Here is a 16,637-nt window from a genome sequence, read left to right as displayed (position 1 = left end):
CGCTCATGGCAAAAGCATCTGAGAATAAAACGCCAGGGAATGCTGGCACAAAACGCCGGTTCAAACTGTGGATGATGTTCATTGTGCTATTTATGGGCTGGGCGGGGTATACGATCTTTGGCCAGATGCAGCAGAAGAATGCGGCAAGTTTAAAGCTTAATACACTTCAAGAGCAGCTTGACGTTACTACCGAAGAAACTGCTGCACTTAAACGTCAAATTGAACGATTAAACGACCCAGAATATATCGAACAGCTAGCAACAAAAGAGCAGGGTATGGTAAAAAAAGGAGAACAGCGAATTTTCAGTGATTAAATAGGGCGTCAATTCGGGTGAACGTCTGTTGACCTTACTTGAACGGTTCGGTTATAATCACGTTAATAGCGTTTTCGCAAAACTTTTAGCATATGCTTATGAATTCAGTTTTGCTTCGCATAACTTTTAGGGAGGAACATTTTATTTTATGGCAATTGAAGTGGGCGCTAAGTTAGAGGGAAAAGTGACAGGCATTACGCATTTTGGGGCATTTGTCGACTTGTCGGGAGGTGTCACAGGACTTGTTCACATTTCGGAAATAGCTGATAATTACGTCAAAGACGTGAAGGATCACCTGAAGATCGACGATGTCGTCAAAGTCAAAGTGATCAACGTGGACAAAGACGGAAAGATCGGACTTTCCATTAAGCAAGCCATTGACCGGCCAGAAGGTCAACCAGCGCCACAACAACGCGAGCGTCATAGCGGAGGCGGCGGCGGCAGCACTGGCGGTAGTGGTGGTGGTGGCGAACGTTTCAACCGCGGCGGCGGCGGTGGTGGTGGCGGACGTCCCTTCAACAAGCAATCGGCTGGCAGACCGGCATACGGTAAACCGTCATTCGAGGATAAAGTGTCACGGTTCCTGAAAGACAGCGAAGAGCGCATCTCCTCTTTGAAGAAGAATACGGAGGGCAAACGCGGTGGACGCGGTGCCAAGCGAGTATAAGCTGAATCGTCATAACATTATACATGAAGCAGAACCTAACCGGTTCTGCTTTTTTTGCGTGCAGCAGGAAGAGGTTTTTCGCAGTTTAATGTAAACGCATACAATTATACTGTCGAAGCAGGACGCTTAGCCTTCATATATGCTGGTGAATGGTTGGACTTGCCTCCAAATGTCACGGTCAATGTCGTTTGCGAGCCTTGTTGAGGTGCAAAGAAAAAACTTTTCTCTAATCCTCCATCATTCCCGACACATTATAACGTCGATTCGCCACCATTTGAAAAGTATGCGGCACATATTTTGTTGTTAGACATTTACAATTACAAGCTATGAAAGTTGGGTAAATGCTATATGGGGTATGCATTCGACTGTGTAGTGACATTGAGCGCGGTGCTATTTATTTTTGTCGGAAAAAAATTCCATTAACGTTGCTTGAACTGACAAACTTCATGCGGACAACCTCTTATAATGAGAAACACATTACATTCGGAATGGTGGTGTCTGCTCATGGAAAAGGAAAACGCGGTTGTGCTTCCAGGTATGAAACGGATCGGTGCGGCTCAGACGATGTTGCGGAAAGGTTGGGAATGGGCGGCTGCAAGGCGGTTCATTCAGGTCATTTTAGCCAAGAAGTGGACATTTTTACTTGTAGGTGTAGCTTTCCTGCTTGGAAGGGCGGTCATTCTCGAATCGCTAATGCCGTTCGCAATTGCCTATTTCGCCGTTATTTATTTTATGCGCAGAGAAGTTTATCCGTGGGTGGCTATATCATTAGTGGCTGGCAGCTGGCTGGCGGCTGATCCTGCGCCGATGTGGATTGCGATGGAGATTGCTGTTTTATTTCTATTCTTAAAGGGCTTGGAAGCCTTTGAGAAGGCGGAGCTGTCATCGGCACCTATTCTCGTGTTTGCATCAACGTTAATGGTGCAGATGTTCAGTGTGTTTATAGGGGACGAGCTAAGCTGGTACAACTTCATGCTCGTTGTGGTAGAGGCGGCACTCGGATTTGTACTCACCTTAGTGTTCATACAAGCTATTCCGGTGCTTACTATGACCAAAAAATCAGCTACTCTCAAAAATGAGGAAATCATTTGTTTAATGATTTTGCTCGCTTCGGTTATGACGGGGGCGGTTGGATGGGTATTTTACGGTATGTCTGTAGAGCATGTGATGTCTCGGTATATGCTGCTGCTCTTTGCTTTGGCGGGCGGCGCACCGCTTGGCGCTTCGGTCGGTGTAGTTGCAGGACTCATTCTAAGCTTGGCTGACTTTGGTGCAGTCGTTCAAATGAGCTTACTCGCATTTGCGGGCTTGCTTGCTGGCCTTCTTCGTGAAGGCGGAAAAATGGCAGCGGCATTTGGAATGTTGCTTGGAACATCGATTTTATCCATATATGTAGGGAGCCAGGCTGATGTGATGAGTTCGACATGGGAGTCGGTTGCAGCTGCAATACTGCTTATGCTGACGCCGCGTATCATGATTCGTACGATATCCCGGTATGTGCCTGGTACGAATGAGCACGCCAAGTCGCAGCATGATTATGCGAAGCGTGTGCGTGAGGTGACTGCGGATCGCGTATCGCAATACTCAGAAGTATTCAAGCAGCTGTCCCGCAGCTTTGGCCAGTTAAACAGCAGTGTTACGACGATTAAAAGAGAGGATGAAATCAGCCATTTCATGAATGCGGTTGCTGAGCGCAGCTGTACGAACTGTCATCGACAAAATGCATGCTGGGAGGATAAATTTTTTCATACGTACAAAATGATGACTGATATGATGTCCGCTGTGGAGGAGAAGCGGATTCCTGCGGCTAAGGAAATACCGCGCGCCTGGTCTGCGCATTGCGTAAAGTCCGCTCAGGTTCTAGTTGATATGAGCCAGCAGTACGAGCTTTATCAGAATAATATGCACTGGAAGAAGCAAATATGCGACTCGCGTCAGCTTGTTGCCGATCAATTGCACGGGGTATCCCAAGTGATGGAGGACTTGGCCAAAGAAATTAAAAGGGAGGGACAAACACTTCATTTGCAAGAAGAGCAAATTCGAGAGGCGGTGGAAGGGTTAGGATTATCTGTGCAAGGCATTGATATTGTGAGTTTAGAGGAGGGGAATGTGGATATCGAGGTGTACCATACATTTGGGCAAGGTTATGATGAATGCCGTAAAATTATCGCTCCGCTGCTGAGTGATATTTTGGGGGAGCATATCGCTGTGAAGTCAGAGCATTCCCCAACGAGAACCGGTGAGCCGGCACTTGTGGCCTTTGGTTCAGCTAAGCAGTATGAGGTGGAGACGGGTGTAGCGGGTGCAGCTAAAGGAGGAGATTTGCTCTCTGGTGACAGCTTCAGTATGGTGGAGCTCGGAAATGGGAAATATGCAGTCGCGATTAGCGACGGTATGGGCAATGGTGAGCGAGCGCGTGAGGAAAGCAGCGCGGCATTGTCAATTCTGCAGCAGCTGCTGCAATCAGGAATGGATGAGAAGCTGGCAGTAAAGTCAGTTAATTCGGTGCTCTTATTGCGTTCATCCGATGAAGTATTTGCTACCGTTGATTTAGCAATTGTTGATTTATATACCGCGCAGACGACGTTTATGAAGATAGGATCAACACCGAGCTTTATTAAACGAGGAAATGAGGTTATTCCTATTACGGCTAACAATTTACCTATTGGCATTCTTCAAGATATTGACGTCGACTTTGTATCGATGCAGATGCAATCTGGTGACACGCTGGTCATGATGAGTGATGGCATTTATGACGCGCCTGGCCTGGCTGTTAATAAGGAGCTCTGGATGAAGCGAATTATTAGCGAGCTGGCGACGGATAATCCGCAAGAAATGGCGGATGCGCTGCTTGAGAAGGTTGTTCGTCATCATAATGGTGAAATTGTTGATGATATGACTGTGCTAGTAGCGCGGATTGATAAACATTTGCCGGAGTGGGCTTCCTTCCGCTTCCCGGGCGTGACGCGTATGGAGCGTCCAAGGACGGTGAGCTGAACACCGAGTGAAATGATACTGGATGGGTACCAGAACGATGAGCTGGTATGCATATTCATCATTGAAAATACGGAAGCCTATTTGACTGTCGGCTGACTCACGCTGGCGGCGAATGGGCTTTTGTTATTCAATCAGCCAAATGTATGGTGTGATTGTTTAATGGTAGTGAGATACAATAGTTTATAAGAACCGTTATACATAGAGGTGTATTTATAATACTGCGAGCCGGATTAGCTGTTTAGAGGCAGGCATTATTGACTCAACTTGCTCGCAAATATTAATTTTTTACTAGTCTAGCTGTTTATCCCTCTCAAAAAAGGCAAAGCTAATAGAAAGGCTAAGGCGGAGCCTGTGTTTTCTATGCTTTCGATGCTGTGTTTGATTCTCAAACACTAAGCCAACGCTTACGAAGCCGTGTTTGTTACACAAACACTAAGCCAATGCTTTCGAAGCTGTGTTTGTTACACAAACACTTGAGGGGGGTAAATCATTATGAAACAAATATTATTGATTACAGATGGGTGCTCAAATGTGGGACTGAGTCCGATAGTAGCGGCGGCGCATGCGCAATCGGACGGAATATCGGTAAACGTAGTAGGTGTACTGGACCATGGTGATGTAGGTGAGCTCGGCGCGGCTGAGATTGACGAGATTGCGCGTGCGGGCGGTGGGTTAAGCAGGATGGTGAACATGCGTCAGCTTTCACAGACTGTACAGATGATGACACGCAAAACGGTTGTGCAGACGATACAGCTTGCGGTACAGAAGGAATTGAAGCAGGTGCTTGGCAACAGTTCGATCGAAGCACTGCCGCCGGAGAAGCGCAGTGACGTTGTACGCGTAATTGACGAGCTGGGAGAGACATCGAGTCTACAAGTGGCGCTCCTCATCGATGCTAGCGCCAGTATGAAGCCTAAGCTTGCTGCGGTAGAGGAGGCTATTCGCGATTTAATGTTGAGCATTCAAGCGAGGCAGGGAAAAAGCGAAATTTCCGTTTTTCATTTCCCCGGCTCAAGACATGGCGATGATTGTCTAATGGATTTAGGTTGGACGAGTCACCTAAATGGCGTTCACGCCATCTTCCCGAGACTGCAAATGGGTGGAACAACACCTACGGGCCCAGCGATTATGCATGTTGTTGATTTTTATCGTCGTGGCGATTATGGTAGACAGAGCAGAGATGAAACGGATGGGATGATGAGTGACTACGTCGTTTAAGGTTGATCTTCGCCGCGGCACGGTGGTGGTCGGCAAGTGGAAGCAAGGGCGGTATCGAGTAGAAAAGTTGCTTGGGGAGGGCGCAAACGGTAAAGTATATCTCGTACAGCGTGATCGCAGCTGGTATGCGATGAAGCTCGGAGCCGATGCGCTTGATTTCCAATCGGAGATTAATGTGCTGCAGTCGATAGCCAAACAGAAGCACCACGGACAGCAATCTTTTTTATTTGACGTGGATGATTTGTACGGACCAGATGGTAAGGAATATCCATTTTATATTATGCGCTATGTACTTGGTTCGAAGCTGGATGATTACTTGAAGCAACAAGGTGCGGAATGGTTTCCGTTAGTTGGTATGAATCTGCTGGTAAGACTAGCAAAGCTGCATCAAGCAGGATGGGTGTTCGGTGATTTAAAGGTGGAAAATGTACTCGTTGCAGATTACGGACATGTGGAGCTTGTAGATTTCGGCGGGGTGACAGCAGCAGGCAAAGCTATTCGCCAATTTACAGAGATTTATGATCGCGGCTATTGGAACGAAGGCTCGCGATCAGCTGATCCGAGATACGATTTGTTTTCTTTTGGTGTGCTTTGTATACAACTGCACGAGCCTAAACGGCTGCACCAGTTAACGGTAGAGCTGCTGCCGCAAAATCGTTCGGCTGATGAGCTTATCCAGATTGCTGATTCAAGCGTTGCTTTAAAACCGATTGCTGGCTGGCTTCGGAAAGCTTTTGCAGGACAATATTCAGACGCTGATGAAGCCTCAGCGGCATGGCGGCTGCTGATGCACAGGCGCGACACGCATAGACCCTCTGCGACACCGGGCTGGCTGAAGGGGCTCGCTGCAGTATCGGCGGTCTTGCTTGGAACATCAATCTACTGGCTCATACGAAATGTGCTGTAGCAGCATTATGCAATGGTAAATGAAGGTGGGATACAATCTATGAATCTGCAAAATGAGCTTGAGAGGGCTGCTGTAGAGCGCAGGCTTTGGTCGAAGGGAGACTGCATCGTTGTAGCGGTATCGGGCGGTCCAGATTCGATGGCTTTGCTGCATATGCTCTCTGCTATAGCGAAGAAAAATGAAATTTCAATTATAGCAGCTCATGTGAATCACGGCTTTCGGGTAGAGGAGTCCGCACATGAGCTAATGGTCGTTAAACGTTTTGCGGAGCAGCTGGGAGTCATTTGTGAGACCGTCATTTTCGACATGCCGTCTTATATAGAAGAAACGCGTATGAACGGACAAGCTGCCTCGCGCGAGAGGCGTTACGCGTTTCTGCATGAAATCGCAGCGCGATACGGGGCCGCGCGTATTGCACTTGCCCATCATGCAGACGATCAAGCAGAAACAGTGCTGATGCGCGTAATTCGTGGAGCAGGATTAACAGGGCTTGCAGGAATTCTTAGCAAAAGACGAGAAAAAAACGTGGAACTTATTCGTCCGCTGCTTCGTATGAACAAGTCAGACCTTCTGCGTTACTGCGAAGAGCAACAAATTCCTTACTGCACGGACAGCAGTAACAAGGAACGCCATTATTTCCGAAACATCATTCGGTTAGATATTTTACCGTATTTATCTAAGCATAATCCGCAATTGTCTCAATCACTTCAGCGGCTTGCAGAAGTAGCGGGGGCGGAAGACGAATGGATGGAGAAACAAACCGAAGCGTTATTTGCGCAGCTCGTCACGTTATCCCCCAATGAATGTGCGATAAGCTGCCTCGATTTGCATGGTCTCCACGTCGCTTTACAAAGGAGATTGATTAAACTAATATTAAGTTATCTTTCTAACGAAACGGAAAAGATATCTTTCGAGCAGATTGAGACGATGAGACTTGCTGCTTCCGCTCATGCGCCTGCAACGTGGCGAATTGACGCTGGTGCCGGCATTTGCTGCGCTCGTGAATACGAACAGATGCGATGGATTCAAGTATCGCGGCATGTTCCGAAAGAAGCGAGTGTCTATTCATGCGAGGCGGGAAGGGATAAAGCTAGCTTGGTAATCGAGCAATGCGGGTGGACATTTGATTTTGCTTATACATCAGCGATAGATAGCTGTAAGCCTGCATCGCGTTATGAAGCCTGCTTTGATGCGTCGGAACTAACGTATCCGCTCATTGTTCGAAATCGGCAGCCGGGAGACAGAATTCAAGTTTTAGGATTAAATGGTTCGAAAAAAGTGCAAGATATGTTCGTTGATGAGAAAATTGCTCCGCTGAAGAGGGAGTCATATCCACTGTTGTTTGATGGAACAGGGAAATTACTTTGGATTCCGGGCATTCGCAGATCAAGTCATGCGCTTACGGATACACACACAAAAGACGTGTTATTCATAAGAGCGGACAACGAATAAGAAGCACGGGTATACACATAAACATAGTTATAGCGTAGGGGGATTTATATTTTGCAGAACGATATTCAAGAAGTGTTGTACGACGCTCAGCAAATAGGTGAGAAGGTTAAGGAACTTGGCGCGACGCTGAGCAAAGATTTTGAGGGGCGTAATCCGCTCGTTATTTGCGTTCTGAAAGGCGCATTTATTTTCATGGCAGATTTGGTTAAAGAAATTTCAGTACCGCTTGAAATTGATTTTATGGCTGTATCAAGCTACGGACAATCCACTAAATCGTCTGGCGTTGTCAAAATTATTAAAGACCTCGATGTTTCAGTCGAAGGTCGCGATGTCCTCATTGTTGAAGATATTATCGACAGCGGACTGACACTTAGTTATTTGATTGATGTTCTAGAGCGTCGCAATGCGAAGTCGGTCACAGTTGTAACCTTGTTCGACAAACCTGGTCGCCGCACCGTTGATTTAGAGGCTGATTACAAGGGCTTCACGCTGCCGGACGAGTTTGTTGTCGGTTATGGACTGGATTATGCAGAACAATACCGCAATCTACCTTATATTGGTATTTTGAAGCCGCAAGTTTATCAAAAATAGTTGCGATTCACCCGTACATGCCCTTCTCCGTATACCTCTATTGTTATGGAAAGTCATGGTATGGTAAAATATTTTAAGCGTCTGAGAGGAGGTTGGGGATGAATCGGATCATCCGTAATACTGGTTTTTATTTAATTATCTTTTTGGTGACCGTTGGGATTTTTCAATTTATCAGCAGCCAAAATAACACAACCGCTGGATTGCGATACGATGAACTCGTAACAGCAATTGAATCGGGAAATGTTAAAGAGTTAAGTGTTAGGTATGAGAACCAATCTTATTTTGTTTCCGGTAAATATAAAGTGAAGCCTGCGGATGCAGAAAATGATCAATTCGTATCGAGGGCCGGCGTTAGCGCTGAGGCTAAGATTCAAGAATGGTCGAAACAGTATGGATTCGCCTTAGAGAATCAGGAAATGAAGCAACCAAGTATTTGGCTTACATTCCTGACTTCCATTATTCCGTTCATTATTATTTTTGTTTTGTTCTTCTTCTTGATGAACCAAGCTCAGGGCGGCGGCGGCAAAGTTATGAACTTTGGCAAGAGCAAAGCGCGGCTTTATGATAATGAGAAGAAGCGGATTACGTTTGAGGATGTTGCTGGCGCTGACGAGGAGAAGCAAGAGCTCGTTGAGGTCGTAGACTTCTTGAAGGATCCGCGGAAATTCAACCTAGTAGGCGCTCGCATACCGAAAGGTGTATTGCTTGTCGGTCCTCCAGGTACAGGTAAAACCTTGCTTGCACGTGCAGTAGCAGGGGAAGCAGGCGTACCATTCTTCAGTATTTCTGGTTCTGATTTTGTTGAGATGTTCGTAGGTGTCGGTGCATCCCGCGTTCGTGATTTGTTCGAGAACGCGAAGAAAAATGCTCCTTGTATCATTTTTATTGATGAAATTGATGCGGTAGGTCGTCAACGTGGCGCTGGTCTTGGCGGCGGACATGATGAGCGTGAGCAAACGCTCAACCAATTGCTTGTTGAAATGGATGGCTTTGGTGCTAACGAAGGCATTATTATTATTGCTGCAACTAACCGTCCTGACATTCTTGATCCAGCCCTTCTTCGTCCGGGTCGTTTTGACCGTCAAATTACGGTTGATCGTCCAGACTTAAAAGGCCGTGAAGCGGTGCTTAAAGTTCATGCACGCAATAAGCCGCTTGCAAAGGATGTTAAACTTGAGGTCATCGCAAGACGCACTACAGGTTTCAGTGGTGCTGATCTAGAGAACTTACTTAATGAAGCAGCGCTCCTAGCTGCTCGTCGCAATAAGAAAGATATCGCTATGGTTGAGATTGATGATGCGATTGATCGGATTATTGTCGGTACGGAGAAGAAGAGCCGTGTTGTCAGTGATCGTGAGAAACGTATTGTTGCTTACCATGAGGCGGGACACACCATTGCAGGCTTCTTCTTGGAGCATGCGGATATGGTACACAAGGTTACGATTATTCCTCGCGGCCGTGCTGGCGGATACGTCATCATGCTGCCGAAAGAAGATCGTATGCTTGTAACTAAACAGGAGCTTCTTGACAAAATTACTGGCTTGCTTGCAGGCCGTGTAGCGGAAGAGCTGTTTATCGGCGAAATTGGAACAGGTGCTTACAGTGACTTTAAACAAGCGACGGGTATCGTTCGCAGCATGATTATGGAATACGGTATGAGTGACAAGCTTGGACCGATGCAGTTCGGCAGCTCACAAGGCCAAGTATTCCTTGGACGTGATATTGGCCATGAACAGAACTATTCCGATGCGATTGCATACGAGATAGATCAAGAAATGCAATCAATCATTACAGGCTGCTACGATCGCGCGAAGAAGCTATTGACAGAGAAGAGCAAGGAAATGCATTTGATTGCTCAAACGCTGCTTAGCGAAGAAACGCTTGAAATGGATCAAATTAAACGTTTGGTTGAGACAGGTGCTTTGGAAGGCGATTCTTCAGCAGATGCAACTGTTGAAACGACTGAGCCTATTGTTGAAACAGTTGGAGATGTGAAAGTGCGTATCCAAACTCGTGATCAAGATGAGTTGAAAGCTCCAAGTCTTGAGAAACGGGATCAAACAGAAGATCCAGATAAGAACGAATAAATTGTTATAGTCATTTGCAATCAATAGTCGTTTCGCTACTTGTGATGAGTAGGGAAACGACTATTTTTTGTTTATTCTGAATAATTCAACATAAATACTCACATGTAAACAATGAGTATATTGGTCAAATATTACATAAATGTTACATAGAGTCTATTATGGTGGAAACGTGTTATTTAACTTAACATAAATTATTGACGTTTATTTTTTTGTAACTATAATTAAATAATAGTGGGCAATAAAAGTAAGAATAAGAAGGTAAATGAGTTGTATACTACATCCAGAATAAAGCGGGGAGAGAACACACATGAAAAAGACATTCAGCTTTATGCTCGTTATGATGATCGCGTTGACACTAGTGTTGTCGGCTTGCGGAGCAAACAAAAATAACGAGGGTGGCACGAGCACAGACAAAAATGGCGGTGCTGCTGTCGAATCGGATGGTACTGGCAAGGGCATGAAAATCGGTATGGTTACTGACAGTGGCGGAGTTCACGATAAATCCTTTAATCAAAGCGCATGGGAAGCTCTACAGAAACTTCAGGCTGAGACAGGCGCAGAAACGAAGTTTTTGGAAAGTAAAGGCGACGCTGATATGGAGCCGAACCTAAATAGCTTCGTTAAAGACGGATATGACCTCACTTGGGGTATTGGTTTCTTGTTTGATGAAGCATTGCCTAAAGTAGCTAAAGAAAATCCGAATGCTAAGCTGGCTGTCATTGACAGTGTAATTGAAGGCCCTAACGTGGCTTCGATTACTTTCGCTGAGCATGAAGGTGCCTTTCTAGTTGGTGTTGTTGCGGGCTTGATGACAAAAACAGATAAAGTTGGTTTTATTGGCGGTATGGAGCTTCCAGTTATCCAAAAGTTCGCGGCAGGCTTTAAAGCGGGTGTCGCTGCTGTTAAGCCGGATGTAAAAGTCGTAATCGACTATGCAGGTGAGTTCACTAAACCGGATCTGGGCAAATTGGCTGCTGCTACGATGTACGATTCAGGCGTAGATATTATTTTCCACGCTGCAGGAGCATCAGGTAACGGTGTGTTCAATGAAGGTAAAGTTCGTAAGAACGCTGGTGAGGACGTTTGGGTTATCGGCGTAGATAAAGACCAATCGCTTGAGTTCGGTGATGACATTACACTTACGTCCATGATGAAGGGCGTAGAAGCTGCGGTTCATAAAGTATCCAAAGATATGATCGCTGGCAACTGGGCTGGCGGAACGGTACAAGAGCTTGGTTTGAAGGATAACGCTGTAGGTTTGCCAGAAACTTCTGTTAAAAACGTTCCAGCTGATGTACTTGCCGAAGTTGAAAAATACAAAGAAAAAATCATTAGCGGTGAAATTAAGGTGCCTACTGCATAGTTTTCTCCATTCAATGGTATCCTTTGATTGAGGTTCGTTTGTTCATGAGTCAGATATGACCGGCTTCGGCCGGTCTTTGTTCTTTTTAAAGGCAGGAAAGCATGTATGCTATAAAAACGTTTCAAGTATTTAAGGCGGTAGAAAACCGGGGAGATGATGAGGAATGGACCGGAGCAAGGCAGCTGTACAGTTAAAGGGAATTACAAAACGTTTTCCAGGGTTAGTAGCCAATGATTCGATAAATTTCGAATTGAAAAAGGGCCAGATTCACGCGCTTCTTGGTGAGAATGGTGCGGGGAAATCGACTTTAATGAATATTGTATTCGGTTTATATCAGCCGGATGAGGGTGAAATTTGGGTTAATGGTGAGAAGACCGTTATTGATGGCGCTGCTAAGGCGATAGATCTTGGCATTGGGATGGTGCATCAGCATTTTAAGCTTGTGCAGCCTTTTACAGTTACCGAAAATATTGTACTTGGCAATGAGCCTGTCAAAGGACTGAAAATCGACTATAAGCTCGCTAATGAGAAGGTTCGGTCGATATCCGAACGTTATGGTCTCAAAGTAGATCCTCAAGCGCGGATTAAAGATATTACGGTAGGCATGCAGCAGCGTGTGGAAATTCTGAAAACGTTATACCGCGGTGCGGAAATCGTTATTTTTGATGAGCCGACTGCCGTTCTGACGGTACAGGAAATAGAAGAGCTCATTGAGATCATTCGCAACCTAGCTGCCGAAGGAAAGTCGATCATTATTATTACACATAAACTGAAAGAAGTTATGGCCCTTGCAGATGCTGTAACCGTGATTCGACGCGGGAAGGTGATCAATACAGTTAACACCGAAGACACGAATGAACAACAGCTTGCAGAGTTGATGGTAGGAAGAGACGTGTCCTTCGAAGTGAAGAAGTCAAAGCGTGAGCCGGGTGAAGTCATTTTAACTGTTGATGGTCTTCAGATGAAGGGTGAGCAAGGAAAAAATGTTCTGGATGGCACCAGCTTCAGCATTCGGGCAGGAGAGATTTATGGGATAGCCGGAGTTGATGGCAATGGCCAAAGCGAGCTCATTTACGCGATAACAGGCATGCGCAAGGTCGATAGCGGCAACATTAAGCTGAATGGGAAGGATATGACTAATCATTCTCCGCGCCAAGTATCAGTTGCAGGAGTAGGGCATATACCTGAGGATCGACATAAGCACGGATTAGTGCTTGAGTTTTCGGTTAGTGAAAATATGATTTTAAATACTTACTTTGATCCGGAGTTCGGACGCTCCATGATTATTGATTACAACGCGATGGATAAGCTGGCAGATAAACTTGTAAACGAGTTTGATGTTCGTTCATCAGGCATTCATACGCATGCACGAGCGCTGTCTGGAGGCAACCAGCAGAAGGCTATTATTGCACGGGAGCTGAATAAGGACCCAGACTTGCTCATTGCTGTTCAGCCGACACGGGGCCTTGATATCGGTGCGATTGAATTTGTGCATAAGCGGTTAGTACAAGCTCGTAACGAAGGAAAAGCTATTTTACTCGTTTCCTTTGAGCTGGATGAACTGTATGCATTGTCTGATCGCATTGCTGTCATGTATGAAGGCAAGCTCATGGGCGAGGTTGACGCTGAGCGTAGAGATGACCAGCAGCTAGGACTAATGATGGCTGGCAATCAGTCTGCCGCTCCGTCAGGGGGGAGAGGATAGCGTATATGGAAATGTTGAAAAAGTTATTTAATAAATCGTCTATCCTTGTTCCTTTGGTAGCGATTATATTTGGCTTTCTAGTAGGTGCCATTGCAATGCTTGCTGGAGGGTACAATCCGATTTTGGCGTACTCCTCTTTACTTGAAAAGCTGTTTAGCACTCCTTATAACGTAGGAGAAGCGATTCGGGCGATTACACCGCTCATATTTACGGGTATAGCCGTTTCCTTTGCGTTCCGAACGGGTCTCTTCAATATCGGTGTAGAAGGACAGTTTGTCATGGGAATGACTGGTGCGACGATTATAGGCGTGCTGCTTGATCTGCCTTGGTACATTCATGCTCCTCTTGCTATTGTTACTGGTGCTGTTTTTGGAGGAGTATGGGCGGGTATCGCTGGTTATTTGAAAGCGAAGCGCGGAGTAAACGAAGTAATTTCAGCGATCATGTTAAATTGGATTGCATTATTTTTATCCAACTTTATCGTTGCAAAGTTTCTTGTTGAGGAAGGTCAGCAAAGATCGATGCCGGTTCATGAATCAGCTATGGTGAAAATTGACTGGCTTATTAAATTGACTGACAACGCTCGTATGCACTGGGGAACGATCGTAGCGCTCCTTTGTATTGTTGTGTTTTATATTGTGCTATGGCGCACGAAACAAGGTTATGAGCTGCGTGCAGTTGGACATAATCCAGATGCAGCTTTATATGCGGGTATGAATGTTAACGTAACGATGGTTAAGTCGATGTTTATAAGCGGAGCATTTGCTGGTCTAGGCGGCGTATTTGAAATTTTAGGTGTTTTCGGTACGCAAACAGTTATGGCTGCTTCCCCTGGATATGGATTCGATGGGATCGCCGTAGCACTGCTTGGTGGAAATACGCCGATCGGTATATTCCTTGGCGCAATCCTATTCGGAGGACTAAGCTACGGATCAGCAGGTATGAGCTTTGGCGCGGGTGTTCCTCCTGAAGTTGTGCGCATCGTAATAGGCGCCGTTATATTCTTCGTTGCTTCGCACGGATTGGTGAAGTGGATCCTCAAACCTTTTCTAAATAAACGTGCCAGCAAGCGGAAGGAGGCGTTGTAATATGAACGTGCTAGATATCATTGGACAACTTATGAATACAACGCTCGTGTTCTCCACCGCTCTCATTTTCACAGCTCTTGGCGGGATGTATTCTGAGCGCTCTGGTGTTGTTAACATAGGGCTGGAAGGCTTGATGGTATCAGGGGCATTCGCCGCGGCGGTTGCAACGGACTATGCGATACAAGCAGGGCTTGGAAATGCTTCGCCGTGGATTGGATTTGTAGCTGCAGCGTTATATGGCGTATTATTCGCGCTGCTGCATGCTATATCAACCATAACGTTTCGGGCAGACCAAACCGTAGTAGGCGTTGTTATTAATATTTTGGCGCTCGGTCTGTCGCTCTACCTAACGAAAAGCCTATATGACGGATCGGGACAAACGCCGCTGTTAGAAAACGTATTTCAGAAATGGAAAATTCCTTATCTATCGGATATTCCATTGCTCGGAAAAGGGATCTTCACGGCATATCCAACAACGTATATTGTTCTTGCGATCGCGGTTATCAGCTATTTCGTCATATTCCACACCCCGTTTGGCTTACGCCTCCGTGCGGTAGGGGAGCATCCGAGTTCTGCAGATACGGTTGGAATAAGCGTAACGAAATATCGTTACATTGGTGTATTGCTCAGCGGAGCGCTTGCTGGTCTTGGCGGTGCGACGATTACACTGACAACGACAAGCAGCTTTGCACATAATACGATATCGGGGCAAGGGTTTATTGCGCTTGCGGCTCTGATATTTGGTAAATGGAATCCGCTTGGAGTCGTTGGAGCAGCGATGTTCTTCGGTTTCGCACAAGCACTACGAAGCTTTGCAACGCGGTTTGAATTCTCGCAGCACATTCCAGTCGAGTTTTTCTATATGCTTCCGTACGTACTGACATTAATCGTTTTGGCAGGTGCTGTCGGTCGTTCAAATGCTCCAGCAGCGCTCGGACAACCTTACGATCCCGCGAAGCGATAGTCTGAAAGTGTCTCTTTCCATTATGGAGGGAGACACTTTTTTTGTTGGTTTGCAAAAAAAGGCTCATTTTTGGTGAATGTTAGGGTGATACGGCTATCAAAATAATTAATTTTAAATTGCAGCGATAAAAAGGTCATTAACGCATTGACAGTAGCATCTACCGCGTGTAAATTAAAACTTAATCAAATGAATTTATCCCTTTTGGTTTAAACTATAGGTAAGCGACTTTCTAAGTTTGTGCATCAATTCACAAAGTTGTGCTTGCCGTATAACGGAATGGGTAATACCCATCCCTCATAAGAGGAGAGGATCCACTGTGGAAGCACTGGCACTGGAACGCAAAGCGGAGCAAAACCGTGAGCTGCGGGAACGGTTGTTACAGTTAAAGAAAGAAAGAAACGCTATTATTCTAGCTCATTATTATCAACGTGATGAAATTCAAGAGGTAGCTGATTTCCGTGGAGATTCCTTCCTGCTTGCGCAGAAGGCTGCACAAACAGACGCCGATGTTATCGTTTTTTGCGGTGTTCATTTTATGGGTGAGAGCGCGAAGATTTTGGCACCAAATAAAACAGTTATCATTCCAGATGAGCGTGCGGGCTGTCCGATGGCTGATATGGTAAGCGTGGATGGTTTGCGCAAACTTAAAGCACAACATCCGAATGCTAAAGTTGTTACTTACATTAACTCATCTGCAGAAATTAAAGCGGAGACTGATATTTGCTGTACGTCGGCAAATGCGGTTAAGGTTGTTAACTCGGTAGAGGGCGACGAGATTATCTGGGTACCGGACAAAAACCTAGGTCATTACGTACAGCAAAACACAGATAAGAAAATGATTATCTGGGAAGGTTACTGCAACACGCATGACATGCTGACGGTTAAAGACGTAGAAGAAATGAAAGCAAAATATCCTAATGCTCAATTCGTCGTGCATCCGGAATGCCGTCCTGAAGTTGTTGAGCTTGGCGATTTTGTAGGCAGTACTACCGCTATCATTAAACATTGCAAAGAATCAGAGTGCCAAGAGTTTATTGTGGGTACAGAAGACGGTACTGGATACCAGCTTCGTCTAGACAGCCCGGGTAAAACTTTTCATTTTGCATCTAAATATTTGGTTTGTCCTAATATGAAGGTGAATAATTTGAAGAAGCTTGTGAAATGTTTGGAAACAATGCAGCCTCAAATTTATGTACCGCCTCATGTTGCAGATCAAGCCCGTTTATCCTTGGAGCGCATGCTACTCGTGAAGTAGTATGCGCTGCTTCTACGCTTGGAGGAGCC

At 45.7% G+C, this 16,637-nt stretch carries 13 protein-coding genes; all 13 read left to right on the top strand.

Translation table 11 applies throughout. The features are described 5' to 3' along the window. Positions 1 to 5: 5 nt before the first annotated feature. The 13 genes from AC0YN6_RS26570 to nadA all read left to right on the top strand — a co-directional run bounded on the left by AC0YN6_RS26570 (position 6) and on the right by nadA (position 16,608). Positions 6 to 314, top strand: coding sequence for an FtsB family cell division protein (locus AC0YN6_RS26570; RefSeq protein WP_475750767.1), 309 nt, complete (start codon positions 6 to 8; stop codon positions 312 to 314). A gap of 148 nt (positions 315 to 462) precedes the next feature. After that, entirely contained in the window at positions 463 to 981 is a 519-nt protein-coding gene (locus AC0YN6_RS26565) for a S1 domain-containing RNA-binding protein (RefSeq protein WP_076271298.1), read from the top strand. A gap of 504 nt (positions 982 to 1,485) precedes the next feature. After that, positions 1,486 to 3,978 carry a stage II sporulation protein E gene (gene spoIIE, locus AC0YN6_RS26560; RefSeq protein ID WP_475750766.1) on the top strand — a complete coding sequence of 831 codons (2,493 nt, stop codon included), beginning with the start codon at positions 1,486 to 1,488 and terminating at the stop codon, positions 3,976 to 3,978. Positions 3,979 to 4,470: 492 nt separating this feature from the next. Further along, complete coding sequence (locus AC0YN6_RS26555) at positions 4,471 to 5,196, top strand: vWA domain-containing protein (RefSeq protein ID WP_475750764.1); 726 nt, start codon at positions 4,471 to 4,473, stop codon at positions 5,194 to 5,196. Continuing rightward, positions 5,180 to 6,103 carry a protein kinase domain-containing protein gene (locus AC0YN6_RS26550; RefSeq protein WP_475750763.1) on the top strand — a complete coding sequence of 308 codons (924 nt, stop codon included), beginning with the start codon at positions 5,180 to 5,182 and terminating at the stop codon, positions 6,101 to 6,103. Before AC0YN6_RS26555 ends, AC0YN6_RS26550 begins: the two co-directional genes overlap by 17 nt. A 39-nt stretch (positions 6,104 to 6,142) precedes the next feature. Next, entirely contained in the window at positions 6,143 to 7,555 is a 1,413-nt protein-coding gene (gene tilS, locus AC0YN6_RS26545) for a tRNA lysidine(34) synthetase TilS (RefSeq protein ID WP_475750761.1), read from the top strand. A 51-nt stretch (positions 7,556 to 7,606) separates the two neighbouring features. Continuing rightward, positions 7,607 to 8,146 (top strand): hypoxanthine phosphoribosyltransferase, encoded by a 540-nt coding sequence (gene hpt / locus AC0YN6_RS26540; RefSeq protein ID WP_475750759.1) that lies wholly within the window; start codon positions 7,607 to 7,609, stop codon positions 8,144 to 8,146. A gap of 98 nt (positions 8,147 to 8,244) precedes the next feature. Then, positions 8,245 to 10,233 (top strand): ATP-dependent zinc metalloprotease FtsH, encoded by a 1,989-nt coding sequence (ftsH, locus tag AC0YN6_RS26535; protein ID WP_475750758.1) that lies wholly within the window; start codon positions 8,245 to 8,247, stop codon positions 10,231 to 10,233. Between the two features lie 307 nt (positions 10,234 to 10,540). Beyond that, positions 10,541 to 11,596 carry a BMP family lipoprotein gene (locus tag AC0YN6_RS26530; protein WP_475750756.1) on the top strand — a complete coding sequence of 352 codons (1,056 nt, stop codon included), beginning with the start codon at positions 10,541 to 10,543 and terminating at the stop codon, positions 11,594 to 11,596. A 163-nt stretch (positions 11,597 to 11,759) separates the two neighbouring features. After that, positions 11,760 to 13,301 (top strand): ABC transporter ATP-binding protein, encoded by a 1,542-nt coding sequence (locus tag AC0YN6_RS26525; protein ID WP_475750754.1) that lies wholly within the window; start codon positions 11,760 to 11,762, stop codon positions 13,299 to 13,301. Between the two features lie 5 nt (positions 13,302 to 13,306). Continuing rightward, positions 13,307 to 14,389 (top strand): ABC transporter permease, encoded by a 1,083-nt coding sequence (locus AC0YN6_RS26520; protein ID WP_475750752.1) that lies wholly within the window; start codon positions 13,307 to 13,309, stop codon positions 14,387 to 14,389. 1 nt (position 14,390) lies between these two features. Beyond that, positions 14,391 to 15,353: an ABC transporter permease gene (locus AC0YN6_RS26515; RefSeq protein WP_475750750.1), complete on the top strand. Its 963-nt coding sequence runs from the start codon at positions 14,391 to 14,393 to the stop codon at positions 15,351 to 15,353. 316 nt (positions 15,354 to 15,669) lie between these two features. Continuing rightward, positions 15,670 to 16,608 carry a quinolinate synthase NadA gene (nadA, locus tag AC0YN6_RS26510; RefSeq protein WP_475750748.1) on the top strand — a complete coding sequence of 313 codons (939 nt, stop codon included), beginning with the start codon at positions 15,670 to 15,672 and terminating at the stop codon, positions 16,606 to 16,608. Positions 16,609 to 16,637 lie beyond the last annotated feature (29 nt).

It is taken from the genome of Paenibacillus sp. J22P15 (assembly GCF_056269345.1).
This window is presented reverse-complemented; position numbering and strand designations above follow the sequence as displayed.

Excerpts from the sequence above, each read along its gene's own strand:
- AC0YN6_RS26570 (WP_475750767.1), top strand. The coding sequence starts at position 6 with ATGGCAAAAGCATCTGAGAATAAAACGCCAGGGAATGCTGGCACAAAA.
- AC0YN6_RS26565 (WP_076271298.1), top strand. The coding sequence starts at position 463 with ATGGCAATTGAAGTGGGCGCTAAGTTAGAGGGAAAAGTGACAGGCATT.
- spoIIE (WP_475750766.1), top strand. The coding sequence starts at position 1,486 with ATGGAAAAGGAAAACGCGGTTGTGCTTCCAGGTATGAAACGGATCGGT.
- AC0YN6_RS26555 (WP_475750764.1), top strand. The coding sequence starts at position 4,471 with ATGAAACAAATATTATTGATTACAGATGGGTGCTCAAATGTGGGACTG.
- tilS (WP_475750761.1), top strand. The coding sequence starts at position 6,143 with ATGAATCTGCAAAATGAGCTTGAGAGGGCTGCTGTAGAGCGCAGGCTT.
- ftsH (WP_475750758.1), top strand. The coding sequence starts at position 8,245 with ATGAATCGGATCATCCGTAATACTGGTTTTTATTTAATTATCTTTTTG.
- AC0YN6_RS26530 (WP_475750756.1), top strand. The coding sequence starts at position 10,541 with ATGAAAAAGACATTCAGCTTTATGCTCGTTATGATGATCGCGTTGACA.
- AC0YN6_RS26525 (WP_475750754.1), top strand. The coding sequence starts at position 11,760 with ATGGACCGGAGCAAGGCAGCTGTACAGTTAAAGGGAATTACAAAACGT.
- AC0YN6_RS26520 (WP_475750752.1), top strand. The coding sequence starts at position 13,307 with ATGGAAATGTTGAAAAAGTTATTTAATAAATCGTCTATCCTTGTTCCT.
- AC0YN6_RS26515 (WP_475750750.1), top strand. The coding sequence starts at position 14,391 with ATGAACGTGCTAGATATCATTGGACAACTTATGAATACAACGCTCGTG.